At 64.4% G+C, this 24,782-nt stretch carries 24 protein-coding genes; 6 read left to right on the forward strand and 18 right to left on the reverse strand.

The features are described 5' to 3' along the window. The first annotated feature begins 254 nt into the window (after window positions 1-254). Entirely contained in the window at window positions 255-704 is a 450-nt protein-coding gene (locus RIT73_RS15710; protein ID WP_309133040.1) for a methyltransferase domain-containing protein, read from the forward strand. Window positions 705-792: 88 nt separating this feature from the next. Here the strand turns inward: RIT73_RS15710 and RIT73_RS15715 are convergent, their stop codons facing one another. The 4 genes from RIT73_RS15715 to RIT73_RS15730 are packed head-to-tail and all read right to left on the reverse strand — an operon-like array spanning window position 793 to window position 4,132. Continuing rightward, entirely contained in the window at window positions 793-1,185 is a 393-nt protein-coding gene (locus RIT73_RS15715; RefSeq protein WP_309133041.1) for a universal stress protein, read from the reverse strand. Next, complete coding sequence (locus RIT73_RS15720) at window positions 1,182-2,705, reverse strand: tripartite tricarboxylate transporter permease (RefSeq protein ID WP_309133042.1); 1,524 nt, start codon at window positions 2,703-2,705, stop codon at window positions 1,182-1,184. Before RIT73_RS15720 ends, RIT73_RS15715 begins: the two co-directional genes overlap by 4 nt. A 12-nt stretch (window positions 2,706-2,717) precedes the next feature. Continuing rightward, a complete protein-coding gene (locus tag RIT73_RS15725) occupies window positions 2,718-3,260 on the reverse strand; it encodes a tripartite tricarboxylate transporter TctB family protein (protein ID WP_309133043.1) in 543 nt (180 codons plus the stop codon). An 8-nt stretch (window positions 3,261-3,268) separates the two neighbouring features. Then, window positions 3,269-4,132 carry a tripartite tricarboxylate transporter substrate binding protein gene (locus RIT73_RS15730; RefSeq protein ID WP_309133044.1) on the reverse strand — a complete coding sequence of 288 codons (864 nt, stop codon included), beginning with the start codon at window positions 4,130-4,132 and terminating at the stop codon, window positions 3,269-3,271. Window positions 4,133-4,397: 265 nt separating this feature from the next. Between RIT73_RS15730 and RIT73_RS15735 the strand changes: the two genes are divergently transcribed. Both RIT73_RS15735 and RIT73_RS15740 read left to right on the forward strand, forming a co-directional pair. Further along, complete coding sequence (locus RIT73_RS15735; protein ID WP_309133045.1) at window positions 4,398-5,273, forward strand: LysR family transcriptional regulator; 876 nt, start codon at window positions 4,398-4,400, stop codon at window positions 5,271-5,273. A gap of 83 nt (window positions 5,274-5,356) precedes the next feature. Then, window positions 5,357-6,586, forward strand: a complete 1,230-nt coding sequence (locus RIT73_RS15740; protein ID WP_309133046.1) for a CaiB/BaiF CoA-transferase family protein — start codon at window positions 5,357-5,359, stop codon at window positions 6,584-6,586. Between the two features lie 98 nt (window positions 6,587-6,684). On the opposite strand, the gene RIT73_RS15745 is transcribed toward RIT73_RS15740, so the two are convergent. The 7 genes from RIT73_RS15745 to RIT73_RS15775 form a co-directional block, all read right to left on the reverse strand. Beyond that, entirely contained in the window at window positions 6,685-7,611 is a 927-nt protein-coding gene (locus RIT73_RS15745) for a hypothetical protein (protein ID WP_309133047.1), read from the reverse strand. Window positions 7,612-8,118: 507 nt separating this feature from the next. Then, complete coding sequence (locus RIT73_RS15750) at window positions 8,119-8,826, reverse strand: helix-turn-helix domain-containing protein (RefSeq protein ID WP_309133048.1); 708 nt, start codon at window positions 8,824-8,826, stop codon at window positions 8,119-8,121. Beyond that, on the reverse strand, window positions 8,823-10,337 hold the full coding sequence (locus RIT73_RS15755; protein ID WP_309133049.1) for a tripartite tricarboxylate transporter permease: 1,515 nt from the start codon (window positions 10,335-10,337) through the stop codon (window positions 8,823-8,825). The genes RIT73_RS15750 and RIT73_RS15755 overlap by 4 nt, the downstream gene beginning before the upstream one ends. Window positions 10,338-10,346: 9 nt before the next feature. After that, window positions 10,347-10,964 carry a tripartite tricarboxylate transporter TctB family protein gene (locus tag RIT73_RS15760; protein ID WP_309133050.1) on the reverse strand — a complete coding sequence of 206 codons (618 nt, stop codon included), beginning with the start codon at window positions 10,962-10,964 and terminating at the stop codon, window positions 10,347-10,349. Between the two features lie 130 nt (window positions 10,965-11,094). Next, window positions 11,095-12,138, reverse strand: a complete 1,044-nt coding sequence (locus RIT73_RS15765; RefSeq protein WP_309133051.1) for a tripartite tricarboxylate transporter substrate-binding protein — start codon at window positions 12,136-12,138, stop codon at window positions 11,095-11,097. Window positions 12,139-12,140: 2 nt separating this feature from the next. Further along, window positions 12,141-13,523: a CaiB/BaiF CoA-transferase family protein gene (locus tag RIT73_RS15770; RefSeq protein WP_309133052.1), complete on the reverse strand. Its 1,383-nt coding sequence runs from the start codon at window positions 13,521-13,523 to the stop codon at window positions 12,141-12,143. After that, window positions 13,520-14,488, reverse strand: a complete 969-nt coding sequence (locus tag RIT73_RS15775; protein ID WP_309133053.1) for a hydroxymethylglutaryl-CoA lyase — start codon at window positions 14,486-14,488, stop codon at window positions 13,520-13,522. The genes RIT73_RS15770 and RIT73_RS15775 overlap by 4 nt, the downstream gene beginning before the upstream one ends. Before the next feature lie 490 nt (window positions 14,489-14,978). On the opposite strand from RIT73_RS15775, the gene RIT73_RS15780 reads away from it, so the two are divergent. After that, a complete protein-coding gene (locus tag RIT73_RS15780; protein ID WP_309133054.1) occupies window positions 14,979-15,428 on the forward strand; it encodes an antitoxin in 450 nt (149 codons plus the stop codon). Between the two features lie 90 nt (window positions 15,429-15,518). Here the strand turns inward: RIT73_RS15780 and RIT73_RS15785 are convergent, their stop codons facing one another. The 7 genes from RIT73_RS15785 to RIT73_RS15815 form a co-directional block, all read right to left on the reverse strand. After that, a complete protein-coding gene (locus tag RIT73_RS15785) occupies window positions 15,519-16,370 on the reverse strand; it encodes a fumarylacetoacetate hydrolase family protein (RefSeq protein ID WP_309133055.1) in 852 nt (283 codons plus the stop codon). Between the two features lie 282 nt (window positions 16,371-16,652). After that, complete coding sequence (locus RIT73_RS15790; RefSeq protein ID WP_309133056.1) at window positions 16,653-17,582, reverse strand: 3-keto-5-aminohexanoate cleavage protein; 930 nt, start codon at window positions 17,580-17,582, stop codon at window positions 16,653-16,655. A gap of 16 nt (window positions 17,583-17,598) precedes the next feature. Further along, window positions 17,599-18,372, reverse strand: coding sequence for an SDR family oxidoreductase (locus RIT73_RS15795; RefSeq protein WP_309133057.1), 774 nt, complete (start codon window positions 18,370-18,372; stop codon window positions 17,599-17,601). 108 nt (window positions 18,373-18,480) lie between these two features. After that, entirely contained in the window at window positions 18,481-19,788 is a 1,308-nt protein-coding gene (locus RIT73_RS15800) for an MFS transporter (RefSeq protein ID WP_309133058.1), read from the reverse strand. Next, complete coding sequence (locus RIT73_RS15805) at window positions 19,781-20,878, reverse strand: LacI family DNA-binding transcriptional regulator (RefSeq protein WP_309133059.1); 1,098 nt, start codon at window positions 20,876-20,878, stop codon at window positions 19,781-19,783. The genes RIT73_RS15800 and RIT73_RS15805 overlap by 8 nt, the downstream gene beginning before the upstream one ends. Window positions 20,879-21,090: 212 nt before the next feature. Continuing rightward, window positions 21,091-22,032 carry a universal stress protein gene (locus tag RIT73_RS15810; protein ID WP_309133060.1) on the reverse strand — a complete coding sequence of 314 codons (942 nt, stop codon included), beginning with the start codon at window positions 22,030-22,032 and terminating at the stop codon, window positions 21,091-21,093. After that, entirely contained in the window at window positions 22,029-23,504 is a 1,476-nt protein-coding gene (locus RIT73_RS15815; RefSeq protein ID WP_309133061.1) for an amino acid permease, read from the reverse strand. The genes RIT73_RS15810 and RIT73_RS15815 overlap by 4 nt, the downstream gene beginning before the upstream one ends. A gap of 340 nt (window positions 23,505-23,844) precedes the next feature. Between RIT73_RS15815 and RIT73_RS15820 the strand changes: the two genes are divergently transcribed. Together RIT73_RS15820 and RIT73_RS15825 are read left to right on the forward strand one after the other, a co-directional pair. Further along, on the forward strand, window positions 23,845-24,246 hold the full coding sequence (locus tag RIT73_RS15820; protein WP_309133062.1) for a metalloregulator ArsR/SmtB family transcription factor: 402 nt from the start codon (window positions 23,845-23,847) through the stop codon (window positions 24,244-24,246). Between the two features lies 1 nt (window position 24,247). Then, a complete protein-coding gene (locus tag RIT73_RS15825) occupies window positions 24,248-24,757 on the forward strand; it encodes an SRPBCC family protein (protein WP_309133063.1) in 510 nt (169 codons plus the stop codon). Window positions 24,758-24,782: the final 25 nt, after the last annotated feature.

Raw genomic sequence — 24,782 nt, forward strand, 5'->3', positions numbered from 1 at the left:
GCGCCCAGGTGGTGCTGACACTCCGGTGGCGAAGGTTTTGCTGTGAGGCAACGACTCGAGCTTCCCGGAGGTTGTGCTGTGAGGCAACGATCAGGGGTTCGCGAAGGTTTTCAACGAGTCAACTCGATCTCTGGACCGGCTCGACTGCCGGTCATAGCCTGTGGTCACCAACGCCGACCCGGCACAGCCAAAACCTGTGCTCGAGCTCCGCCTGCGGTCAGGCCCGCTGCCACCAGGACCAGAGAGGATCAGCCATGAGTTCCCTATCCGCACGACTGGCGTCCGTCGTCGACGCCCTCCCCCTCAGACCCGACATGCGTGTGCTCGAGATTGGAGGCGGCCCCGGTGCCGCAGCCAAGGCAGTGGCGACGCGCATCCGCCAGGGTCATATCCTCATGATCGACCGCTCGGCGAAGAGTGCCGCCCTCGCGACGAGCAGCGCCGCCGAGGAGATCGCCGCCGGCCGCATGAGCGTGCGCCACGTCGCCGTCGAAGACTTCGTGCTGGCCGAAGGTGAGGTGCCTTTCGATCTTGCGTTCGGGATCCGGGTCGGGGCGCTCGACGGCCGGCACCCGGAACTCACCGCCATCGCTCTGCAGCGGATCGCGGATGCGCTGACTCCCGAAGGTCGGCTCTTCATCGACGGCGGGGATCCCCTCCGGGAGATCCGGCTTCCGCAGCGAAGCGCGCCGGCAAGCAGATGACCGGTCCCACGACGAGTACGTCGGGGAACCGGTCATCGTTTCGGAATCCGGCGAGGTCTCTACTCCTGCGGAGCCCGGGTTCGGGTGCTCAGGCGCTCTTCACAGCGAGAACGGGCACCTCCGCTTGCAGCAGGATTCGCTGCGCCAGCGACCCCATGATGAACTTGCCCACCTGCGAGCGCTTCCGCAGTCCGATGACTATGAGGTCGACCTCCCAGGCATCGGCCGCTTCGAGGAGCGAATCCGCGACATCGTCCTCGTGCGCCAAGCTGTAGACCTCCGCGTCGACTCCGGCTTCCACCGCCCTACTTTTGATGTCCTCGAGGGCTTGGTCATCGGCGACTGAGTCGTCGACGAGAGGGCCGCGCTTCCTCGAGTTCGCGATGCGGAGCTTGACGCCTCTCCAGGCGGCTTCTCTGATGGCGGCGTTGACCGCCGCTTTCCCGGTCTCCGTGGGGACATAACCGACGAGGATGCTCATACGTGGAGCCCTTTCTCTTCTTTCGACACGGGCGTGGACTTCGCTCGATCGAGCAGAGTCTTGACCATGGGAAGCACGACGACGACAACGAGGAGTGCCAGCAGGCTCACGGTGATCGGACGAGTGAACACCTCGGCGAGGTGCCCCTCGAAGAGGAGCAGCGACCGGCGGACATTCGACTCCAGCATCTCGGCGAGCACGAACGCGAGGACCAGCGGTCCCGGCTCGAATCCGGTCTTCTTCATCAGATAGCCGATGAGACCGAAGACGACGAGGAGCACCAGGTCGAAGACGGAGTTCTTCACGGTGTAGGCACCGATCAGGGTGATGAGCACGGTGATCGGGGCAAGGATCGCCGGGCGAACGCTGAGCACCTTGACGAACACGCCGATCAGGGGGATGGCCATGATCAACAGCAGGATGTTGCCGATGTACATCGAGTTGACGACGCCCCAGAACAGCTCGGGTTCGTCCGAGACCAGGAGCGGTCCGGGGGTGATCCCCTGGATCAGAAGCGCTCCGAACATCATGGCCATCGTCGCATTGGCCGGGATGCCCAAGCTGAGCAAGGGGATGAATGACGAGGTCGCGGCCGCATTGTTCGCCGACTCGGGGCCCGCGACGCCTTCAATGGCGCCCTTGCCGAACCTCGACGGTTCCTTGGCGATCTTCTTCTCCACACCGTAGGCGGCCATGGACGAGATCGTCGCTCCGCCGCCGGGCAGGATTCCGAGCAGGAAGCCGAGCACAGATCCTCGTCCGATGGCCCCGGAGGAGCGCCTCAGGTCGTTCTTCGTGGGCCAGACATGTGCGACCTTCTTCGGCGGCGCCGAGGCGCGGTGGCGCTCCTCAAGGTTGTAGAGGATCTCACCGACACCGAACAGTCCCATCGCAACGATGACGAAGTCGATTCCGTCGCCGAGGCTGAGGTTGCCGAAGGTGAAACGTTCGGTTCCGGTGAAGACGTCCCGACCCACCATCGCCAGAAACACGCCGAGGGCGGCCGCGATGAGGGCTTTGATCTTGTTCCCCGAGCTGATCGTCGCCACCAGTGTGACGCCGAGCAGTGCCAGGGCCGCATATTCGGGAGGACCGAAGTCCAAAGCGAAGGAGGCGATGAGCGGAGCCAGGAACGTCAGACCGATGATCGCCGCCGTGCCTCCGATGAATGACCCGATCGCTGCGACTCCGAGCGCGGTTCCGGCCCGGCCCTGCTTGGCCATCTGGTAGCCGTCGAATACAGTGACCACAGAACTCGCTTCGCCGGGAAGGCGCAGGAGCACCGAGGTGATCGTCCCTCCGTACTGAGCGCCGTAGAAGATTCCGGCCAGCATGATGATCGCTGTCACCGGTTCGAGCCCGAAGGTCAGCGGCAGGAGGATCGCGAGGGTGGCCGACGGCCCCAGGCCTGGCAGCACGCCGACGAGCATCCCCACCAGCACACCGATGAAGCAGTAGAGGAGGTTCCCGGGTTCGAGAACAGTCCCGAACCCGTCAATGACAGGAGCAAAGAAATCCATTGTGTGCATTCCTCAGAACAGGTGTGGGATCTGCGTGCGCAGAGCAGCGACGAAGATGGCATAGAAGGCGGCGACCACCAGGAGCGAGTAGATCGTGGCTGATCGCCAGGTCTCACCGCCGAGGAATTTCATCCACACGAACGACAAGAGGAGGGAGGGGATCTCGAATCCGATGAGCGGCAGCAGTGCCACAAAGATCGCGAGGCTGAGCACACCCCAGACCACCATCGTCGAGTAGGAAGTGAACTTCTCACCGTCCCCTCCCCGCCGTCCCAGGAAGATCTGGGCGGCAGAGAGCACGGCGGCGATAAGTGCGACTGCGAACGGGAAGAACCCCGGCCCGGGGTCGACCAGCGACCCCAGGCCCAAGTTCCACGAGAGCACCATACCGGTCACTCCCAAAGCTCCAGTGACCATGCATGCGACCAGGTTGGCGATGCCTCCGCTGGGGGCCGGACCTTCGGCCTCCCAGAGGGCCAGGAGCTCATCCGGTGTCTCCGCCTCCTCGAGCTTGAGGTCATCGATCGGTTCGCCGGAGGCTGGGTTCGACATCATGGTCATCCTCAATCGGACAGATCGATCTTGTGCTCGTCGACGAGCTTCTTGTACTGGTCGGCCAGTTCCGACCATTCCTTGGCGATCTCATCACCAGAGACTTCGTGCGGAGTGAGGAGGTTCTGCTCGTTGAACTTCTTGTACTCTTCGGTGGCGAATGTCGCTTTGAACGAATCCTCGAGCTTCTTGACCACGTCGTCCGGAGTGCCCTTGGGCGCGACCATTGCCCGATACTGGGAGACGGGAATGTCGTATCCCTCTTCCTCCGCTGTCGGCACGTCTTCGAGGAACTTGTTGCGCTCCTGGGAGAAGACGATGATCGGCACGAGCTTGCCCGCGTCGATGTGCGGCTTCGCCTCGCCGAGCTGCACCGTTGAGAGATTCACCTGGTTCCCCAACGTCGCAGTGACTGCGGGTGCGCCGGAATCGAATGGCACCTCGGTGAAATCGATTCCCAGCTCGGCCAGCAGCAGGCTCTGCGCCAGCTGCGAACCGGTGCCGACGCCAGTCGTTCCGAAGGAGAGCTTCGAGTCGCTCGACTTGATGTCATCGAGCGACTTCACGCCTACATCCGGGTTGGCCACCAACACGTAGTCATCCTGTGAGACGCCGGTGATGACCTCGAAGTCATCGATGCTCACTGCTTCGTCCTCTCCGACCGCCAGAGGCGTGATTGTGATGAGGGAGGCATTGAGCGTTGCAATGTTGTATCCGTCCGGTGCGGCAGCTGCGACCTCATTCGCAGCCAGCGCGCCGTTGGCTCCCGGCTTGTTGACGACCGGCATCGACTGGCCGAGCTCCTTCGACGCACCTTCGCTCACGGCGCGTGCGATGAGGTCGGTCGACCCACCGGCCGCCGCGCCTACAGTCACGGTGACTTCCTTGGTCGGGTAATCGGAGGCTCTCCGCCGCCCCCGGCAACGTTTCCGCCGCATCCGGAAAGGACCAGCGCCACAGTCGAACCCACGGCGAACAGCCCAGCAACTCTGCGTTTCGTGTTCTTCATCCTTGTCCCTTTTCAATCAGTCTCTGTGGACACGTCCATGTGTCTCGTCGAGCTCTCTGCAGTGAGCCTAGAAAGCACTAATGATATTGTCTATGCTGATATCTGCATGGAATAATGCACGAAAGGCATCGATGTACACCCTGGATCAAGTGAAGTGCTTTGTGGCTGTCGCCAGCCACCTGCACTTCGGCAGAGCGGCAGAAGAACTGTCGATGACCCAACCTCCGCTCAGCCGGCAGATCCAGAAGCTGGAGCGGTTCGTCGGCGTCACTCTCCTCGAACGCGACAATCGGCGGGTCAGCCTCACTCCCGCGGGTGAAGCGTTCCTCGTCAATGCCCGGATGCTGCTGGCCGTCTCGGATCGTGCACCTCGAGACGCACAGCGGATCGCCGCGGGCCAGTGGGGACGCCTGAGCGTCGGCTTCACCGCGGCCAGCGGGTTCGGAATCCTCGGAAGCCTGGTGTCCGTCATTGAGGACCGACTACCCGGCATCGACCTCGACCTTCACGAAATGGTGACGGGATCCCAGCTCGAGAATCTCGCAGAAGGCCATATCGATCTGGGCATCGGTCGTCTGGAAGTGCCGCCGCAGGAGATCGAGTCGGAGCTTCTCCTGGCAGAGCGACTGATGCTCGCTGCGCCTGAGCGGCATCCGCTTGCCCTCCTCGATCGCCCGCTGCACCGATCGGATGTGACTGGCCAACCGCTGATCCTGCACTCGGCGACGAAGGCCACCTACTTCTACAACCTCATCGTCAGGCACTTCCCGATCGATCACCATATGATCAAGCATTCGCTGAGCCAGGTCCTCACCATGGTCAATCTCGTCGCAGATGGGCATGGAATCGCGTTCGTGCCAGAATCGACCTCCCTGCTCAAGATCCCCGGCGTCCGCTATCTGGCATTCGCCGATCTCACGGACGATGTGGTCGAGCTCAAGGCCCTGTGGAACAGTCAGTCACGCAATCCAGCACTCCAGCGAGTGCTCTCGGTCATCAGAGACTGAGCGAGCACCTCGGCGCGGGCAGCACCGCGCAAGCCTCCCGACCATCCGCACCACTCTGACCCCGCCGCAAAGGAATCCGACTCATGGCCGACATCCCATCGCGACCGCTCGAAGGCGTCCGCGTCATCGAACTGGGCAACTACATCGCCGCTCCGACCGCCGGTCGGCTGCTGGCGGACTTCGGGGCAGAGGTCATCAAGATCGAACGTCCGCGCACGGGCGATGAGCTGCGCAACTGGCGCCTCTACAAGGGCAGCACCTCGATGCTGTTCCGGACGATCAATCGCAACAAGAAGTCTGTTGTCCTCGACCTGCGCTCCGAGGCGGGAAAGGATGCGGTCAAAGCCCTCGTCGCCGAGTCCGACGTCCTGCTGGAGAACTTCCGGCCAGGAACCTTGGAGAAATGGGGCCTGGGACCCGAGGTTCTCAACTCGATCAACCCGGAACTGGTGATCAGCCGGATCTCCGCCTTCGGACAGACCGGCCCCCTGTCCCCGCGCCCCGGCTTCGCCGCGGTGGCCGAAGCGTTCAGCGGATTCCGCAACCTCGTCGGGGATCCCGATCGCGCACCGGTGCGGGTGGGCGTGTCCATCGGGGACTCGATCGCCGGCCTCTACGCCGCCTTCGGCGTGGTGATGAGCCTCTTCCAACGCGAGACTCGCCGCAGCAGCGACGGCGCTTCTACTCCGCTGCGTGATCGTGTCATCGATGTCGCCCTCCACGAGGCGATGTTCTCCATGATGGAATCCCTGATCCCCGATTACCAGGCCTACGGCGTCACCCGCGAACGCACCGGAGGACGCATGGAGGGCATCGCCCCGAGCAACGCCTACATCTGCGGCGATGGGGCTTCCATCGTGGTCGCCGGAAATGGGGACTCCATCTACCAGAGGTACATGGAGACCATCGGACGGCCGGACCTGGCGTCGGACACCGGTTTGCAGACCAACGCCGACCGATGGGCGCGCCGCGAGGAGCTCGACGCCGCGATCGGGGAATGGGCCGCGGCCCGCACCTCGGAGGAGGCACTGCGGATCCTCGACGAGGCAGGAGTCCCCGCAGGACCGATCTACACCGCGGCCGACATCAGCGTCGACGCCCAGTACGAAGCCCGTCACATGATCCAGCACTTCGACGTCTCCACCGGCGACGAGGTGCTCCCGAACGTGGGATTCCCCGGAATCGTCCCGGTCATCGGCGACCAGTCGCTGCCCATTCAGCACCTGGGCCCTGACCTCGGAGAGCACACCCACGAAGTCCTCGCCGATCTGCTCGGCCTCACCGAGGAACAAATCGCCTCGGTGACGGGCTGATCGCCTCGGCGACTGCCTGATCCACGCGAGTTTCAGGGAGGAAATGGTCGATTTCAGCACTCAGAATCGACCGTTTCCTCCCTGAGATTCCCGGCTGGTCAGCCACAGCTTCGGAAATGATCCCGGATCTGGCATTCCAACGCTGCCATGTCGGTGCGGGCAGTCACTTTGAGAACGACCCAGCCCATTCGCCGCAGTCCTTCATCCCGCCTGATGTCGCTGTCCCACTGGGCCGGCGACGATCGATGATGGTCGCCCTCGTACTCCAGTGCCAGACGCTGTTCGCGAAATCCCAGATCCGGTTCGATGACTCGATCGAGGTAGGGGCTGAAGATGTCGGGATGGACCTCCGGCTCGGGGAGTCCTCGCCCGATCACCCACAGTCTCAGCCTGGTTTCCTGCGGGGAATCCACGCCTGCCCGAATCATGTCGAGTGCGCGCTCCACCTTCGACCTCTGGCGCAGGTATCTCCGGCCCCTGACGTAGTCGCGGAACTCTGCCAGTCCATAGATCGCCGGCCCATGCCAGGGCCCTACCATCGCGTCCCCGACGGCTATGAGTTCGTCGATCGTGAGCACCACCGCCAAGTCGATGAACATATCCGCCGGACGGCCGAACGGCAGGTCGAGCCAGCGGAGGATCGCCGTGCCTCGGCGCCGACGCGCCCGAACTCCGGCACGCGAGATCTTCCTGTCCCAGTCCGCGGTCACCACGTGGAGCGATGTGTCCTGCACCCGGTTCGGCAGGGGCAGGCCGAGAAGCCTGGCCGCGGTGAGATGGGCGGCTCCGATTCCGGGCATGAGCATGTCGGCTGCACGAAGTCGGAGGCGCTCCTCCATCCACTTCGAGTCGGCCCACACAGGAGTCCAGAGCGCCTGCAGCTCTCGAGGATCTTGATGGACTCCCATCAACACCGAGACGAAACGCGGATCGCAGCGAAGCCGGTAGCGGCTGAGTCCACGCTCCGCTGCCTCCCGAGTGCGGAAGAGCACCGGATAGTCTCGCAGCTCGAACAGATCGTCCATACCCACCAAGGGTCAGGCATTGCTCACTCCGACTGAAGATCGCGGAACGTGCCTGTGGATGGCTGCGCACCCGTCCACCAGGCGGAGCACCCGAGTCGCCCCATTCGCCCCCAGCCCGATGCACCCGACTGTGCCGCCTCATTCCTCCGCAGTCCGATCCGGTCAGCTGAGTCGCCTCGTGCCCGACGGGCACCCAGTGTTCGCAGAAGGGGCGCGTCGGACCACAGGCGCAGACAGCCGAGACACTCGACTCCACGGCACCCGGGGCATTTCGTCCACAACCTGCCGATCCGTAGTGGGCTCCCGGCGGCTTGCACGTAGTCCGAACAGCCAAGCCCACAGCGGCACTCAGCAGGAGCAGCCCCTCCACTGCCGAAGCGGCATTTCCAGGGAGCAGATGGTCGATTTTCGCCTCGATTCTCGACCTTCTCCTACCGGAAAATCGCCAATCGGCTCAACCCAGCAGCTGTGGCCCCGCGGGGCACCCGCAAGCGGACGCCCCCGCCCTCACGCGGGCGCGGGCTGCTGCTTCTTCGCTCCCATCGCCAGGCGGGCGATGTCGCGCAGGACGCTGAGCTCCTCACTGCGCTCGAGCACCTGCCGCAGTTCGCCGGCGGCATGAGTGAGCAGCCCACGGTAGGCGCCGGCCACGTTCTCCGGCTCCCTGGACAGCGGGTAGGACACGCAGATCGCTAACACGGTGGCGCCGACGGTGAAGGCCACGCTCGCCGAGGCGGTGCCCTGCACCCGCGCCTGCTTCGTCGCGTAGAACTCCTGTGGATTGCCGGGACCGCACAGGGCCAGCGCCCCGGACCCGCCGTCGACGAGAGGCAGGATCGTGCCGACGCTGCGGGAGACCCGCAGCTCGTGGTCGGCCTCGGCGGTGCGCACGCACACGCGTTCCTCACCGACCCGCACCCACAGCTGCACCGATTCCCCCGTCAGGGACCGCAGGTGCTCGAGCACGGAGTTCGTCGTGGCGATGCTGCGCCGGCCGGGGAACGGTCCCAGGCGCAGCAGCCCCGACGAGTCCCGGACGATGAACCGGTGCGCGCGCAGGTCTGCGAGGAGGCGGTACGTGGTCGACTTCGAATACCCCAGGCGACGGCACACCTCGGCGGCGGTCAAGGGTGTTTCCTGCAGCGCGGTGAGGATCGCGGCGCTGCGGTCGATGACTCCGATCTCTTTCATTCGGATGGTTCCGATCTCTTTCATACGACAGTGAAATCCATCAGGATCTGGCGCCGGCGGATCCACCAGCGGACGACGATTGGGGCGATGATGCCCAGCAGCATCAGGATGATGATGCTCAGGGACACCGGGCGAGTGAGCAGAGGCAGGAACGATCCGCCCGAGATCTGCAGCATCCGGCGGAAGTTGTCCTCGAGCAGCGGGACGAGGACGAGTGCCAGGATCGATGGCGCGAGCGGGATGCCGCCCTTCTCCATCAGATAGCCGAAGACTCCGAACAGTCCGAGCAGCATGAGTCCGAAGAGACTGAACTCAATCGCGTAAGCCCCGATCGTCACGAGCACGAGGATCGCGGAGAACAGGAGCTCCTTCGGCATCTTCAGCAGCTTGACGAAGACTCCGACGAGCGGCAGGTTGAGGACGATGAGCGCGATGTTGCCGATGTACATGCTGGCGATGATCGCCCAGATCAGGCCCGATTCCTCGCGGAAGATCAGCGGCCCCGGCTGGAGCCCGTACATCGTGAACACGAACAGCAGCAGCGCGGTGGTCGCGGATCCCGGGATGCCGAGGCTGAACAGGGGGACCATCGCCCCGCCGACTCCGGCGTTGTTCGCGGCCTCGGGCCCGGCGACTCCTTCGATGGCGCCGTGGCCGAACTCGTCCTTCCGCTTCGAGATCCGCTTCTCCATGATGTAGGACATGAATGAGGCGAGTGAGGGGCCGACGCCGGGCAGGACGCCGATGATGAATCCGAGCACCGAACCACGCGCCCAGGGCCCGCTCGAGCGCTTCCAGTCCTCCTTCGTCATCCATTTCTCGTCCCCGAACCGCTGGATCTCCTCCTTGCCTCCGCGCCCGAGCGCGAGGTTGCGGATGGCTTCGGGGATCGCGAACAGCGCCATGGCGAAGATCGTGAAGTCGATGCCGTCGGAGAGCAGGCTGATGCCGAACGTCTGCCGCGGCAGTCCGGTTTGGAAGTCGAGCCCGATCAGCCCGACCGCCAAGCCGATGAACACCGAGATCAGCGCCTTGACCCGCGACCCCGACGACATCGTCGAGGCGAGCAGCAGCGCCGTGGCCATGAGCAGGAAGTACTCGGTGGCGCCGAACACCGTCGCGAGCTGCACGAGCAGGGGCGACAGGAACGTCAGCCCGATGATGGCAAGCGTCCCTGCCAGGAACGAGCCGATGGCCGCTGTCGCCAACGCTGTCTTGGCCCGGCCCTTCCGCGCCATCTCGTATCCCTCGATGGCCGTCACCGCACTCGAGACCTCACCCGGGGTCTTGATCAGCGTGGCCGTGATCGACCCGCCGTACATCGACCCGTAGTAGATGCCGCAGAGCAGGATCAGCCCGTGCATCGGCTCCATCCCGAACGACACGGGAATGAGGATCGCGATCGCGGAGATCGGCCCGATCCCGGGCAGCACGCCGACGACGGTCCCCAGCAGCACGCCGAGGAGGGCGAACGCGAGGCTGGCCGGCTGCAGGGCGGTGGCGAAGCCGTTGCCCAGATCGACAAGAGTGTCCATTCCCGCCCCCTAACCCAGGATCCCGGCGGGCAGGTAGACCGCCAGCCCGTAGACGAATGCGACGTAGACGACAACAGCGAAGACCACCGAGAACACGAGGTTGCGAATCCACCGATCGGGCGCGTAGATGCTGGTCAGGCCCATGAGGAACGCCGCGGTGGAGAGGAGGAACCCGACGGGGATGAGGATTGCCAGGTAGACGAAGAAGAGGGCGAACTGGAGCGCGACCTGCTTCGACTTCGGCTCCGGCGGCGCTGCGATGATCACGCCCGTCTCCCCCGCCGAGGAGGCTCCGTCAACCGACTCCCCCGCCGAGGTGGTGCCGTCGTCGGTGATTCCCGCCGAGGTGGTGCTGCCCGAAGTCTCGGACGCGGCGGTGACGTCGGTGGCGGGGAGACCAGGGGCCGCCTCGGCGGGGGTGCTCCTGGCCAGCAGCGACTGCGCGACGAGGACGGCGCCGAGGACGATGAGGGCGACGCCGACGATGGCGGGGAAGGTCGCCGGGGTGACGATGTCGTTCGTGCGCTGGATCGAGAACGTCGCGATGAAGTAGACGACGCCGATGACGACGATGGCGCTGCCGGTGATGAGGTCACGGCGGTGCGCTGCGGTCAGGGACCGGGCCATGGTGCGGACTTTCTGCTCGGTGGATCGGCAGGACGGAGGCTGCAAGCCTGATGGCAGGCAAGCTGCCTGACGGCGTTGCACGATGGAGGCTGGTGACGGGCCCGAGTGGGTCCGTCACCAGCACATCGCATCACTTGCTGCCGATGTCGGTTTCCTTGACTCCTGCGTCGACGGTCGCAGCGGCCTCTTCGACGTACTGCTTCGCATCGTCGCCGGTGCGGAACTCGGGTGCCCACTGGTTCTTCGTCAGAGTGGACTTCCACGACTCGGACTTCGACAGGTCCTCGAGCGCGCCCTTCCAGTAGTCGACCGCGGCCTGCGGCATCTCGGCGGGTCCGTAGACTCCGCGCCAGTTGCTCAGGGTCACGTCGTAGCCGGAGTCGACCGCTGTGGGCACCGACTCGAAGGGCGCCATCAGCGGTTTGTCGGCGAATGTCACGATCGGCTTGATGTCACCGGATTCGAGCACGGAGCGGAACTCGCTGAGCCCGGCGATCGCGACCGTCGCATCCCCGTTGAGCAGAGCCGTCGTCTGCTCGCCGCCGCCGTCGTAGTTGACGAAGTTGACGTCGGCGGGTGAGACGCCTGCCGCCTTGGCGAACAGTGCGAACGGCAGGGTGTCATCGCCGGCTGCGGCGACGGTGACCTTCTGCGGGTCGTCCTTGAGCGCCTTGACCAGGCCGTCGAGGTCCTTGATCTCACCGTCGGCGGGACTGACGACGATGAAGTCCTCGACGTAGAGGGTGGCGATGAGCGTCGTGTCCTGCGGACCGTACTCGCACAGTCCGCGCGCCTTCATCGTCTGGCTGGCCAGGGACGTGATCGCGATCTGGTCGTCCTTGCCCTTCTCCTGCTCCATCATCGACGTCATCCATGTGCAGCCGGTTCCGCCGGGACGGTTCTGGACCGGCAGCGGAGTCTCGACGATCTTCTCCTTCTGCAGCGACTCGACAACGGCGCGAGCCGTCGTGTCCCAGCCGGATCCCGGCTCGGCCGGTGCCGTCACCGTGACCGGTCCCTTCGGGTAGTCGCCGCCCTCGCCGGGAGGCTGTGCCTTGCCCGAACATCCGGATACGACCAGGGCCAGGGACGCGAGGACCGCGCCGACCTTGAGCGCCCCGGATTTCTTCGCCGAGGTGCCCCGGCTCATTCGTGCGATCTCCATCGATCTCATCGTCACTCCTTGATTGTGTGCTGTGCGTTGTCGTTGTCGGTGCTGCCGGTGCCCACGCCGAGGCGGCCGTCGGGCTGCATCGGTGCGTTGCGTTCACCGTCGGTGGCCTCGGGCTGTCCCTCGCCGAGGCGGCCGTCGCGGAAGTCCTCATTGTGCTCTCCCGCGGCCGGCACGTCGGAGCGCAGACCCAGCCGCCGGCCGTCGAGGGTCAGCGGCAGCAGGGGCAGGTCGATCCGCTTCGTGTCCTGAGCCTCCTGCGCACCGGCCCCCTGCGGACCGGCCCCCTGCGGTGGCGGGAGACCGGTCGAGGCCAGGGCGCCGGAGGCGACGAGGTGCTCATCCGTCGTCAGGTCCGCGGGGGTGTTGACGCGGGCGACGGGCAGGCCCCGGCGTGTGCACTTCTCCTCGATCACATCGAGGCGCAGCTCCGACAGGGCTGCCTGCAGAGTACGGTGGATGCGCTCCCGCTGATCCACCCTGCCCTGATTGTCGACCAGCGCCGGGTCCTCGAGCAGGGTCCGCAGTCCGAACTCCTGGCAAAGGTCCCGCCACTGCCCGTCGCTGACGGCGGCGACGAAGATCTGACTCCCGTCGCGATCGCGGAAGATGTCGTAGACGGCCCAGGTCGCCATCCGTGTCGGCATCGGCCGCAGCGGCTCCTCGGTGAGCTGGGCCTGGGCCATGTGGGTGCCAACGAGGAAGGCGTTGTTCTCGAACAGGGCCGAGTTGATGACCTGGCCGCGCCCGGTCCTCTCCCGCACGCGCAGCGCCGAGAGGACGCCGATGACGCCGAACATGCCGCCCATGATGTCGTTGACGCTGGCGCCGGCCCGCAGGGGCTGGCCGGGTGGGCCCGTCATGTAGGCCAGCCCACCGAGCATCTGCACCACTTCGTCGAGCGCCGAGCGGCTCCCATAGGGACCGGGGAGGAACCCTTTGAGCGAGCAGTAGATGAGGCCGGGATTGTGAGCCGAGAGCTCCTCGTAGCCGAATCCCATCGACTCCATCTTCCCGACCCGGAAGTTCTCGAGCAGGACGTCGGCCGACTCGATGAGGGACAGTGCGACCTCACGATCAGCCGCCTCGGCGATGTCGAGCTGGACGCTCTTCTTGTTCCGGTTGAACGCGGGGAACAGTCCCGACCCCGACCCGGGCAGGTAGCGGGTCTTGTCGCCGCGTCCGCGGGGTTCGACCTTGATCACCTCGGCGCCGAGGTCCGCGAGGATCATTCCGCAGCTCGGTCCCATCACCATGTGGGAGAACTCGATGACCCGGATCCCCGCCAGCGGCAGCTCGTCAGCAGCGACGGCCGCGGAAGCAGGATTCGCAGAGGAGGCGGAATCCGCAGGGGAATCGGTATTCGCCGAGGTGGGGGTGGCGGTCATCGGCCCGCGCCTTCGTGCGCAGCAGGGGCGGAGGCGCTCGTGACTCCGCCGCCGAACGCGGCAGGGACCGCGGGGATCTGCGACAGACTCGAGCTGAGCTCATGGCCGACGGCGGCGATGAGGGGCTCCCGCACCTCGGCGAGGGCTTCGACGTCGATGCCGGTGGCGACTCCTTCGCGGTGGAGGAGGTGGACGAGGTCGTCGGTGCCGATGTTGCCGGCGGCTCCCGGTGCGAACGGGCATCCGCCCAGTCCGCCCATCGCGGAGTCGAAGGAGGCGACGCCGAGCTCGAGCGCGGCGATGACGTTGGCCATCCCGAAGTTGTAGGTGTCGTGCAGGTGCAGGTTCAGCGGGTGATCCGGGAACGCTTCGAGCACCGCCGAGGTGTTGGTGCGCACCAAGGTCGGGTTGGCGTTGCCGATGGTGTCGGCGATTCCGATTCCGTGGGCGCCAGCGTCGACGAAGGGGCGCAGGACCTCGACGAGGTCATCGGCCGCAGTGATCCCGTCGAAGGGACAGATGAAGCTCACCGCCGTGGTGATGTCGAAGCGGATTCCGTGGTCGCGAGCGCAGTCCGCGGCGGCGAGCAGTCGTTCCGTGGCTTGGGCGATCGGGGCGTCGGAGTTCGCCCGGGAATGGCCCTCGGATGCCGAGATGACGAGCTTGATGTTCTTCGCCCCTGCATCGGCGGCGCGCTCCGCGCCTTTCCGGTTGAAGACGAGAGTGAACAGTTCGACTCCATCGTTCTCGTGAGTCTGCAGCCGCCGGAGGAGGTCGTCCGTGTCGGCCATCTGCGGGACCTTCTTCGGATTGACGAACGATCCTATCTCCAGTTGCTTGAGTCCGGCGGCGATGAGCTTCTCGGCGAGAGCCGCTTTCACCCCGGTGGGCACGATGGCCGGCTCGATCTGCAGCCCGTCACGCAGAGTGGCGTCAAGGACAGTGACCGCCTGTGGCCGAACCATCGTGTGCTCCTTATGGCAATCTCCCGCTCCCAGCCAATGGGACGAAAGAAGAGTGGATGCCGCGCTTCATCACGCGCTGGAACAATAGTTACCACGAAACTCCCGCTCAGTGGCACGATCAGTTCATATCGTGAGAGCAGGTCGAGAAAACGATGCCTCCAGTCCCGACAGTCGGGACCACCGGCCACTGCTTGACTGCGCGACCGCCCTTGTTCGCTGCTCACAATCATCCTGGCGCGCTGTTCCTCGCGGAGCATCTGCGACTGTGCAACACCTTCGTTACACGGGCAGGGTAACGTCCACGCATGACAGGTCGACGGCGATAACCTGAGCAAACCCTGAGAGAACTGGGCGGAGTATGTACAGATTCTGGGTCTTCTGAAAACATCTTGCAATATTCAACTTTTTCCGTTGCGTGAGCCTCGATCGGTGCCGAAGACTGACGGCAAGCCGCAAAGAGCGGCGGTAAATCTCTTTCAAGGAGTCAGCAATGGGAATCGAAGACTACGCAAACCAGGCACAGGACGCTCTCAACTCCGAGCAGGGTCAGGAATTCGCCAACCAGGGGCTGGACCAGGCTTCCGAGGCTGCGGACAACGCAACCGGCGGCCAGTACTCCGACCAGGTCCAGCAGGGACGCGAGGCCGCAGGTGACTTCGTCGGCGGCGGCAACGACCAGGGCGGCCAGGAGCAGGGTGGCTTCGGTGGCGGCGATCAGGGCGGCCAGGAACAGGGCGGCTTCGGCGGCGGGGAAGGCCAGGGCAACCAGGGCGAAGGCGGCTTCGGCGGCAACGAGCAGGGCGGACAGCCCGACAGCGGCTTCGGTGGCAACGAGCAGTCCGAAGGCGGCTTCGGTGGCAACCAGGGTGGCCAGGAACAGGGCGGCTTCGGCGGCGACCAGGGCGGCCAGGAACAGGGCGGCTACGGCGAAGAGCGCTGATCCGCACCCATCACACTGAAGGGCCGGCACTTCCATTCGGAAGCGCCGGCCCTTTCGTTGTGCCGCCTCGACGGTTGTGCCGCCTCGTCGTCAGTCGGTGACGGCCACGACCTGACGGTGCCGCCCGAGTCCGTCGATCTCGATCTCGACGACGTCGCCATCGGCCAGGTACGGGAACCTGCCGGACAACCCCACGCCCTGCGGAGTGCCGGTGAGGACGACGTCGCCCGGCTCGAAGGCCATCGCCTGACTGAGCTGGTGGATGATGTCTCCCACCGAGAAGATCAGGTCAGTGGTCGTCGACTCCTGGCGGATCTCGCCGTTGACCCAGCTGCGGATGCCCAGGGAACTCGGGTCCACCTCGGCGGCGGGCTTGAGAACAGGGCCGAGAGGCGTGAAGCCGGGGAGGTTCTTGCCCTTCGACCACTGCCCGCCGGACTCCTCGATCTGCAGGCGACGCTCGGAGAGATCATTGGCGAGCACATAGCCGGCGACGTGCCCGAGAGCCTCTTCCGGCGAGGCGACTCGGAAGGTCGGGGCGCCGATGACGAGTCCCAGCTCGACCTCCCAATCGGCCTTCGTCGCGTTGGGCGGGAGCTCGATCGGATCATGGGGACCGACGATCGTCGAGGGCATCTTGAGGAAGACGACAGGAGCCATGGGCGGTTCCGCGCCCGCCTCCCGCGCGTGGGCGGCGTAGTTCATTCCCACGCACACGACCGAGGAGGGTCGGGCGACAGGCGCTCCGATGCGCATGTCCTCCGCGCCTGCGAGCACCGTCAGCTCACCTGCATTCAGAGCTGCTTCCACCTTCTCGATCCCGCCGTCCGCGAAGAACCTCCCATCGATGTCGGCGGTGAGAGGGCGCAGGTCGTAGTAGGTGTCCTTCGAGTGCACGACCGGGATCTCCTGTCCGATCGGTCCTAAACGCAGTATGTCCATACGATTCCCTTCCTGTGTCTGACCAGGCCAAACGAGCCTGTGTCGCCACCGCCGGCACAGAGGGGAATCCGCTGATCGTACTTCCGCGTCACCTCCACTGCACTGTGGTCGCACTCACCACGGTAGTGGTATGCCAAATTCCAGGTTGGAATGGTTCAAGAATCGGACCGCTTCTTTGTGGACTCCCGCAGAACCTGGGTCGCTCCCCCGCATAGCGGGAGCAACCTTGCACGGAGGCTGGAAGACAAGGTGGAAGACAGACCGGGAGACACGTTGGGGGCGTCAGAATCCTACATTCGTCGCACCTTTCAGTCCGAGCATCGTCCGCGCTTCGTCAGGAGTCGCGACCTCCATGCCCAGTTCCTCGACGATGCGTCGCATCTTCTCGACCTGCTGCGCGTTCGACTCGGCCAATCGTCCTGGTCCGATCCAGAGTGAGTCCTCCAGTCCGACCCGAATGTGCGAACCCATCGTCATGCCCATCGTCGCCAATGGCTGCTGGTTCCTTCCTGCCCCGAGAATGGACCACTGGTAGTCGTCAAGCAGACGGTCGGCGGTCCGACGCATGTGCATGAGATCCTCCGGGTGCCCGCCGATGCCGCCGAGGAGACCGAAGACCGACTGGACGAAGAGGGGGCCCTGCGTCAGTCCTCGCCCCTGGAAGTGAGCCAGATTGTAGAGGTGGGAGATGTCATAGCATTCGAATTCGAACTTGGTGCCGTTCGAGGTCCCGATCTCGAGGATCGTCTCGATGTCGGAGAAAGTGTTCTTGAAGACGAGATCACGCGAATCTGCGAGGTGCCGGCGTTCCCACTCGTTCTCGAACGATTCGTATTTGTCGAGCATCGGGAACAGCCCGAAATTCATTGAGCCCATATTCAGACTGGCCAACTCGGGTTTGAACGTGGCGACGGGTTGCATCCGCTCCTCCACGCTCATGTGAGGAGAACCGCCGGTGGTGATGTTGACGATCGCATCCGAATTCGCCGCGACCTTCTGGAGGATAGGTTCGAAGTGCTTCGGGTCCTGAGAGGGACGCCCGTCCTGCGGATCACGCGCATGCAGATGGAGAATCGATGCTCCGGCTTCCGCTGCTCCGATAGCCGCCTCTGCGATCTCGTCCTGGCTGACCGGCAGATGTGGGGACATCGTCGGAGTGTGGATAGCTCCGGTCACTGCCGAAGTGATGATGACCTTGCGTGATTTCGCCATTGAGTGCTCCTTGTCCTCAGTACAGTTTTTCCGTGTTGCCGTCGACTGCCATTGCCTGTCCATTCACGTGAGTGGCCATGTCGGAGGCCAGAAAGACGGCCATGTTGCCGATATCCGAGGCATCCGCGAGTCGATTGAGCGACGACTGACCGGTGTAGAGCGCGGTGACTTCTTCAACACTGGTGCCGAGCATCTCCGCCTTGGAGGCGATGACGGCTTCGATCCGGGGACCGCCCACGGCTCCCGGGCAGATCGCGTTGCAACGGATGTTCTCGGGCCCGAGCTCGATCGCCAGCGTCTTGGTCAGACCGACGACAGCCCACTTCGTCGCGGAGTAGGCGCTTCTGCCTGCCATTCCGAGCCGCCCGGCGGCAGAGGACAGGTTGATGATGGAGGCCGAACTGCTGGTGCGAAGCAGCGGCAGGAAGTGCTTCACGCAGTAGAACTGACCATGGATGTTGACGTCGAAAGTGGACATCCACTCCTGCGTATCCAAAGTCTCGATCGGGCCTGTGGGTCCCGCGATTCCCGCATTGTTGACGAGGACGTCCAACGACTTCCACTCGAATCCGACCTCTTTCGCCAGGTCGATCACCTGGTTCTCATCGGCGGCGTTTGACACTGTGGCCCAGAAACCGCTTGCCACGGCGTCCTCCACCGCAGCGGGGGCCACGTCCGTCACCCACACCTCGGCGCCGGCGCTCCGGAACCGCTCCGCGATCGCGGCCCCGATCCCCGCGGCGCCTGCGGTCACGAGCACTCGTTTCCCTTCGAGTCCGAGCATTGTCATCGGTCTTCCCTTCTCGTCGATGTCAGGTGTGCAGTGCCGTGTCTGCGGTTTCAAACAGCACTCGTCCTGAGCTCTGTCGAATCGCATATAGCCTTTGAGGACGGAACGTCAGGCATGAGCAACCGCCGAGTTCGTCTCCTGGCCCTGTTTGAGGAACGGCACCAGGAACGCCCCGATCACGCACACGCCGACAATGAGCCACAGTCCCGAGACGGATGACCCTGTCAGGTCTTCCATGAATCCCATGATGTAGGGGCCGAGGAATCCGCCGAGGAGACCCACGGTGTTGACGAAGGCGAGTCCTCCGGCCAGGGCCACTCCCGTGAGCCGGGTTGCCGGATAGGTGAACAGAATGGGCTGGAGCACGAAGAAGTTGAAAGCCGCCAAGGAGAAGCCGATGAGTCCCAGCACCGGCCCGCCCAATGCTCCGATCGAGTAACCGACGATGATTCCGATCATGGTTGCGAAGGCGATCTTCTTCGATGCGCTTGGGGTCTTGGCGAAACGCGGCAGAACCAGCGCACCGATGGCCGAGAACACCCACGGGATCGCTGTGAGCAGTCCGATCTCCACCGAGGTCATCTCTCCCCAACCGCCGATGATGGACGGCAGGAAGAAGTTGAGGGCATATACGGCGAGCTGATGCCCGAAGTAGACGCCGACGACCAGGAGGATCTGTCGGTCCCGGACGATGTCGATCAGTTTGTGGTTGGATGCACCTGCGGCGCCGGAAGTCTCCTCCTCGGAGATCGTCCTCTCCAGCCAGTCGGCCTCTTCGGTGCTGAGGAACTTGGCTTGCCGGGGTCCGTCAGGCAGGCACTTCCAGACGACGATGGCGAGGAAACAGGCGGGAATCCCTTCGATGAGGAACATCCACTGCCATCCGTGGAGACCGAGTACTCCTTCCATTGTCAGCAACAGTCCGCCGATCGGCGCGCCGACGATGTTCGCGATGGAGACACCGATGAGGAACGCGCCGTTGGCCTTCGCCCGGTCCTTCACCGTGAACCACTTCGTCAGGTAGTACATGACCCCCGGGAACAGTCCCGCCTCCGCGATTCCGAGGAGCATCCGCAGAATGTAGAACGACCATTCGCCCTGGACGAACATCATCGCAGCGGAGATCAGACCCCACGTGATCATGATCCGCGTGATCCACCAACGGGCGCCGACCTTATGCATGATGAGGTTCGACGGGATCTCGCACAACGCGTAGGTCAGGAAGAACAGCCCCGCGCCGATGCCGTAGGCGGTGGCTGAAATCCCCAGGTCGACCTCCAATCGGTCCTTGGCCATCCCGATATTGGTGCGGTCGAGGAATGCCAGGATGTAGGCGGCGATGAGCAGGGGCATTAGGCGGGCGAAGATCACCCGGTTGAGCACAGCAGGCGACCGCAGTGTCGCTGATTCAGTCATGAGATTCCTTCGGTTTCGGCGTGGTCAATGCATTGGGCGATAAGGGTTTGCAGCCGCAGCTGGTTCCCACGTGGATCTGGTGCCGGCAGATGATTGTCCGGGGCTCCCGACCGGGGTGTTCGATGTGGTCGAGCAGGACCTCGAACGCCGTTTTCGCCATCTCGACGACGGGCTGGACAATCGTCGTCATCCCCAGCAGAGGCGAACGCGAGCGGGCCAGACCGTCACTGCCGACGACGATGAGGTCGCCGGGAATGCCGATCTCGTTCATCACCGCGTGCTCAATGACACCCACGGCGACTTCGTCCGAACCGCAGACGATCGCCTCCGGCCTATCCCCCGGATCGCGAAGCAGTTCTTCGGCGGCGATTCGGCCGCCGTTGCGGTTAAGTTTCGTACTGACTTTCCATCGACCTGGAATCTCGACCCCGCGTTCAGCAGCGGTTTCGATGAACCCCCGCTCCCTGTCCGCCGATGCCGTCGAGAACCTGGGCCCGATGACGGTCGCAATCTTCGTCGCCCCATGACTGAGGACATGCTCCATGAGTTCATGAGCCGCCCGACGGTCGTCGATGCCGATAAAGCTCGCCGAGGCATGCTCGACCCTGCGCGAGAGATTGACGACGGGAATCCGTTCGGCGCTGAGAATTCCGTTGAATCGCGCGTCCAGACGCATGCCCGCGGTTGAAATCACTCCATCGACATTGCGCGCCGCCATCGTGGACGCGACATGGGCGAGCTTCTCCGAATCGTCTCCCGTGGTCGAGACGAAGACGTCGAAGCCTTCGTCACCGGCGGCGTCGATGATCGCTTGGCACCAGTGCATGTGCATGTAGTTGACCATCGACGGAACGATCAGGCCGATGACTCGGGTGAGCGTACGGTTGTGGTTCGCCGTGGTCAGCGGAGACCGGTAGCCGAGCTCATTCGCGGTTTCGATAATGTGTCGGCGCACCGCGGTCGACACCCCGCCCTTGCCGTTGAAAACGTAGCTGACGGTTGCCGTGGAGACGTTGCAGGCACGCGCTACCTGGGCAGCTGTCACCCGTGAACGGGGACTCTTCTCGTCCTTCTCTTGCGCTCGGGCCACCTTCGTCTCCCTCCTTCACGTCTTCGTGCGACCGGGTCCTCATCATTGGACGCCCGGACACGAACGTTAAGCAACGTTAAGTATGAAGGGTGAGTCCGATGACGACCGGACGCCCCTGACTGAACCGGGCCGACCATTCTGCACGGAGGCTGAGCACACTCAGGGCCCGGGATCGCGGTGGTGCGCTATTCCCGGGCCCTGATCTGTGGGCTCTAAGGCCGCTGCTGCTGTCTGCGCGGGCTGAAGACCCCTGCCGTGTAGTCACTCTTGACCCGGCGCGGGACGACGATGACCGGTACCGGCGAGTTCTGCAGGATCTTCACCGCGTGCGAGCCGAGGGCCACCCGCTTGAGCGTGCCGAGCCCGGATGACCCGAGCATCATCACCTCCGGATCCTCCCAACTCATGTCCCTCAGCGCCGCCGCCCAGCTCGGCCCGGTCCCGAATTCGACATCGATGGTCTCGGGTCGGGTGGGCAGCGCTTCGACCTCACGGAGGATCTCGCTCGTGTCCCGGCTGACCGTCTCCTTCCACTCCGCGATGAAGCTCGCTTCGACCTCGAGGCCGATTCCGGCCGCGGAGAGCACCCGCGACTTCGGGGCGAAGGAGGCGATGCGGAATCGCGTTCCCGCATCGGCGGCGACGATGGCCGCCCCGAGAATGAGGTTCGCCGAGGTGGACGATCCGCTGTAGGCGGCCGTGATCCTCTTCAGCCGCGCCCCCGCCTCGGCGCGGAACCCCTCGGGAGCCAGCGCCACCGGCAGTTCGGCGCTGTGCAGGAGACCCGAGGACACCGACCCGAGGCTGATCCGACCGGCCGGGCCATCGGCGGCGGGACCGACGACGAGGCGGAGGGCGTCGACCCTCTCGCTGACTTCGAGCAGACCGCGACGGGAGGAGCCGGCATCGTGGACCAGCGAATCGACGACGAGATCGTCGGGGACGAAGACCAGCGCCTCGTCGAGCGAGGCCCGGGCGGCCCGGCGGACGAACACCTGATACTCCGCATCGACACTGATCCGACCGGGAGGCCACGCCGCGGAGTTGATCGCGACGAGCAGGAGCTTCTGCGAATATGACCGGGCGAGGACGGCGCCCAGCTCCACGGCGGCCCGATTGTCCTGACCGGGGGCGACTCCGACGACGATGCTCACAGTTCGCTCCCTCCTCCGCGCTCGGAGCCCTCGGTGGGCGCGCCGCCAGTGCGAACAGCGTCGGCTGCGGCTGCTCGCTGCCGGCCGAGCACCGAGTTCTTCCGGCCGAAGACGAGGTAGAGCGCGAGGACGACCGCGGTCCAGACGAGGAACACGACGATCGTGATCGGCCGCAGGCTGCTGATGATCCAGAAGCAGCCGATGATCGACAGCACCGGCAGGACCGGGTAGAACGGGACTTTGAAGCCGCGTTCGAGACCCGGCTCCCGGACCCGGAGGATGATGACGGCCAGGGACACGACGACAAAGGCGACGAGGGTTCCGATGCTCGTCATCTCGGCGAGGAAGGTGATGGGGATGAATCCGGCCATGACGGCGATGACAGCAGTCACGACAATCGTGCCTTTGACCGGGGTCAGCGTACGGGGATTCACCTCCTGGAAGAGCTTGGGCATCATGCCGTCGCGCGACATCGTGAACAGGATCCGGGTCTGGCCGTAGATCGACACGAGGGTGACGCTGAAGATGGAGATCACGGCGCCCGCGGCCACGACCGTGCCGGGCCACGTCGAACCGACGATGGTCTCGAGGATCGCGGACAGGCCGGCATCCTGGCCTTCGAATTCCTGCCACGGCTGTGCGGACAGCGCTGCGATCGCGACGAGGATGTAGACGCTGGTGACGATGAGGAGCGCGGAGATGAGAGCGATCGGCATCGTCCGCTTGGGGTTCTTGGTCTCGTCACCGGCCGTCGCCACGGCATCCATGCCGACGTAGCTGAAGAAGATGAGGCCGGAGCCGGCGATCACCCCGGACACTCCGAAGGGAGCGAAGTCGGAGAAGTTGTCGGTGTTCCAGCCGGTCACCCCGACGCAGATGAAGAAGATGAGCACGCCCACCTTGGTGCAGACCATGATCGTGTTGATGACGATCGATTCACCGGTGCCGCGGATGAGCAGGAATGCACACATCGTCAGCAGGAGAATTGCCGGCAGGTTGACGATGCCGCCTTCCTCGGGCGCATAGGCGAGGGCGTGGGGGATCTCGAATCCGAACAGATTGAACAGCAGCTGGTTGACGTACTGCGACCAGCCGACGGCGACCGCGGCCCCGGCCACGCCGTACTCGAGCAGCAGACAGGCCGCAACTCCCATGGCCGGAAGCTCACCAAGCGTCGCATAGGCGTACGAATACGAGGATCCCGAGACCGGGACGCTGCCGGCCAGCTCGGCGTAGCAGATCACCGCGAGTCCGGCGACCACGCCGGCGATGACGAAGGACCAGATCACGGCTGGGCCCGCCACCGGCACGGACTCCGAGAGGATGAAGAAGATCCCCGTGCCGATCGTCGACCCGACACCGATCATCGTCAGCGAGAACGGACCGATCGTCCGCTTGAGCTCGCTTCCCGCCTCCTCCGCGTCCCGCGGGACGGGTTTCACTCGGAACAGCTGTTCACGCAAAGTTGCCATTGACTCTCCAGACTTCGTCGTCATGCCCAAGCGCTCATGCCGGTCATTCACCGGCCGCGGTCCGTTCGTTCCGGACCACATCCCTTGAGGCGCGGGACTCTGACGACTTTAGGACAAAGTCCTCCGCCCGAGGCTGATTTCGGCCCGATTATTGGGACGAATATCTCTGCAGGGCCATGCATAGAATTCATGCGTTCACCGAGGTGACAGGTCTTTTGGTTCAACAGCCTCCCGCCGGATGCGGACGCGCTGAACGACTTCATTCAACCAAACGGTTGACAACCTACGAGGGTAGGTCTAGGTTGTTTATCAACCGAATGGTTGAGTACAGGGAGGCGTGATGGCAGACCAATTGTCGAAGGTGTTCGCCGCCCTGGCGGACCCCACTCGCAGGGATATCGTCGCCAGGCTCAGTCGCGGAGACGCGACCGTGAACGAATTGGCCGAGCCCTACGAGGTGAGTCTGCAGGCAGTGTCGAAGCACCTCAAGGTTCTCGAGGACTCGGGGCTGGTCACCCGCACCAGGGATGCCCAGCGCCGCCCCGTCCACCTGGAGGATAACATGTTCGATCTGATGACGAAATGGATCGAACGCCACCAACGCCAGGCCGAGGAGCGATACCGGCGACTCGACTCTGTGCTCGCGCAGATGCAGTCCGAAGAATCGGCAGACACCGGCTCCACCACCTCGGCGACGGCAGGACACAGCACATCCACAGGGAAATCACGCAAAGGAGCATGACATGTCCAGCACCCCCGACGCAGCACCCGACACCCATCCCACCACGCAGCTCGACGTTCCGGAGGGCACCCAGTCGCTGACGATCACTCGCGATTTCGCGGCGAGCCCGGCCCAGGTCTTCCGGGCGCACACCGATCCGGACCTGTTCACGCAGTGGGTCGGGCCGGACTCGATCGCGACCACGATCCGGGAATGGAACCCGACCACGGGCGGACGATGGAGCTACGTCTCCACGGACGACTCGGGTGAGTACGGGTTCTATGGTTCGTTCCACGAAGTCAGGGAGAACGAGCGCATCGTCCAGACCTTCACGTTCGAGGGATTCCCCGACGGCGTGAATCTCGAGATCCTCACTCTCACCGACCTCGGCGACGGCAGGACGCGACTGCAGTCGACGGCCATCTTCGACTCGGTCGAATCCCGCGACGGCATGGTCGCCTCCGGCATGGAGACGGGCATCGTCGAGGGCTACAACAAGCTCGACGCGATGTTCGCAGCCGGAGAGATCTGAGTCGGCACCTGCTCCTCACCCTTCT

Origin of the sequence: Brevibacterium sp., assembly GCF_031179145.1 — a bacterium.
Taxonomy (GTDB): Bacteria; Actinomycetota; Actinomycetes; order Actinomycetales; family Brevibacteriaceae; genus Brevibacterium.

Excerpts from the sequence above, each read along its gene's own strand:
- RIT73_RS15710 (WP_309133040.1), top strand. The coding sequence starts at position 255 with ATGAGTTCCCTATCCGCACGACTGGCGTCCGTCGTCGACGCCCTCCCC.
- RIT73_RS15715 (WP_309133041.1), bottom strand. The coding sequence starts at position 1,185 with ATGAGCATCCTCGTCGGTTATGTCCCCACGGAGACCGGGAAAGCGGCG.
- RIT73_RS15720 (WP_309133042.1), bottom strand. The coding sequence starts at position 2,705 with ATGGATTTCTTTGCTCCTGTCATTGACGGGTTCGGGACTGTTCTCGAA.
- RIT73_RS15725 (WP_309133043.1), bottom strand. The coding sequence starts at position 3,260 with ATGATGTCGAACCCAGCCTCCGGCGAACCGATCGATGACCTCAAGCTC.
- RIT73_RS15735 (WP_309133045.1), top strand. The coding sequence starts at position 4,398 with ATGTACACCCTGGATCAAGTGAAGTGCTTTGTGGCTGTCGCCAGCCAC.
- RIT73_RS15740 (WP_309133046.1), top strand. The coding sequence starts at position 5,357 with ATGGCCGACATCCCATCGCGACCGCTCGAAGGCGTCCGCGTCATCGAA.
- RIT73_RS15745 (WP_309133047.1), bottom strand. The coding sequence starts at position 7,611 with ATGGACGATCTGTTCGAGCTGCGAGACTATCCGGTGCTCTTCCGCACT.
- RIT73_RS15750 (WP_309133048.1), bottom strand. The coding sequence starts at position 8,826 with ATGAAAGAGATCGGAACCATCCGAATGAAAGAGATCGGAGTCATCGAC.
- RIT73_RS15755 (WP_309133049.1), bottom strand. The coding sequence starts at position 10,337 with ATGGACACTCTTGTCGATCTGGGCAACGGCTTCGCCACCGCCCTGCAG.
- RIT73_RS15760 (WP_309133050.1), bottom strand. The coding sequence starts at position 10,964 with ATGGCCCGGTCCCTGACCGCAGCGCACCGCCGTGACCTCATCACCGGC.
- RIT73_RS15765 (WP_309133051.1), bottom strand. The coding sequence starts at position 12,138 with ATGAGATCGATGGAGATCGCACGAATGAGCCGGGGCACCTCGGCGAAG.
- RIT73_RS15770 (WP_309133052.1), bottom strand. The coding sequence starts at position 13,523 with ATGACCGCCACCCCCACCTCGGCGAATACCGATTCCCCTGCGGATTCC.
- RIT73_RS15775 (WP_309133053.1), bottom strand. The coding sequence starts at position 14,488 with ATGGTTCGGCCACAGGCGGTCACTGTCCTTGACGCCACTCTGCGTGAC.
- RIT73_RS15780 (WP_309133054.1), top strand. The coding sequence starts at position 14,979 with ATGGGAATCGAAGACTACGCAAACCAGGCACAGGACGCTCTCAACTCC.
- RIT73_RS15785 (WP_309133055.1), bottom strand. The coding sequence starts at position 16,370 with ATGGACATACTGCGTTTAGGACCGATCGGACAGGAGATCCCGGTCGTG.
- RIT73_RS15790 (WP_309133056.1), bottom strand. The coding sequence starts at position 17,582 with ATGGCGAAATCACGCAAGGTCATCATCACTTCGGCAGTGACCGGAGCT.
- RIT73_RS15795 (WP_309133057.1), bottom strand. The coding sequence starts at position 18,372 with ATGACAATGCTCGGACTCGAAGGGAAACGAGTGCTCGTGACCGCAGGC.
- RIT73_RS15800 (WP_309133058.1), bottom strand. The coding sequence starts at position 19,788 with ATGACTGAATCAGCGACACTGCGGTCGCCTGCTGTGCTCAACCGGGTG.
- RIT73_RS15815 (WP_309133061.1), bottom strand. The coding sequence starts at position 23,504 with ATGGCAACTTTGCGTGAACAGCTGTTCCGAGTGAAACCCGTCCCGCGG.
- RIT73_RS15820 (WP_309133062.1), top strand. The coding sequence starts at position 23,845 with ATGGCAGACCAATTGTCGAAGGTGTTCGCCGCCCTGGCGGACCCCACT.
- RIT73_RS15825 (WP_309133063.1), top strand. The coding sequence starts at position 24,248 with ATGTCCAGCACCCCCGACGCAGCACCCGACACCCATCCCACCACGCAG.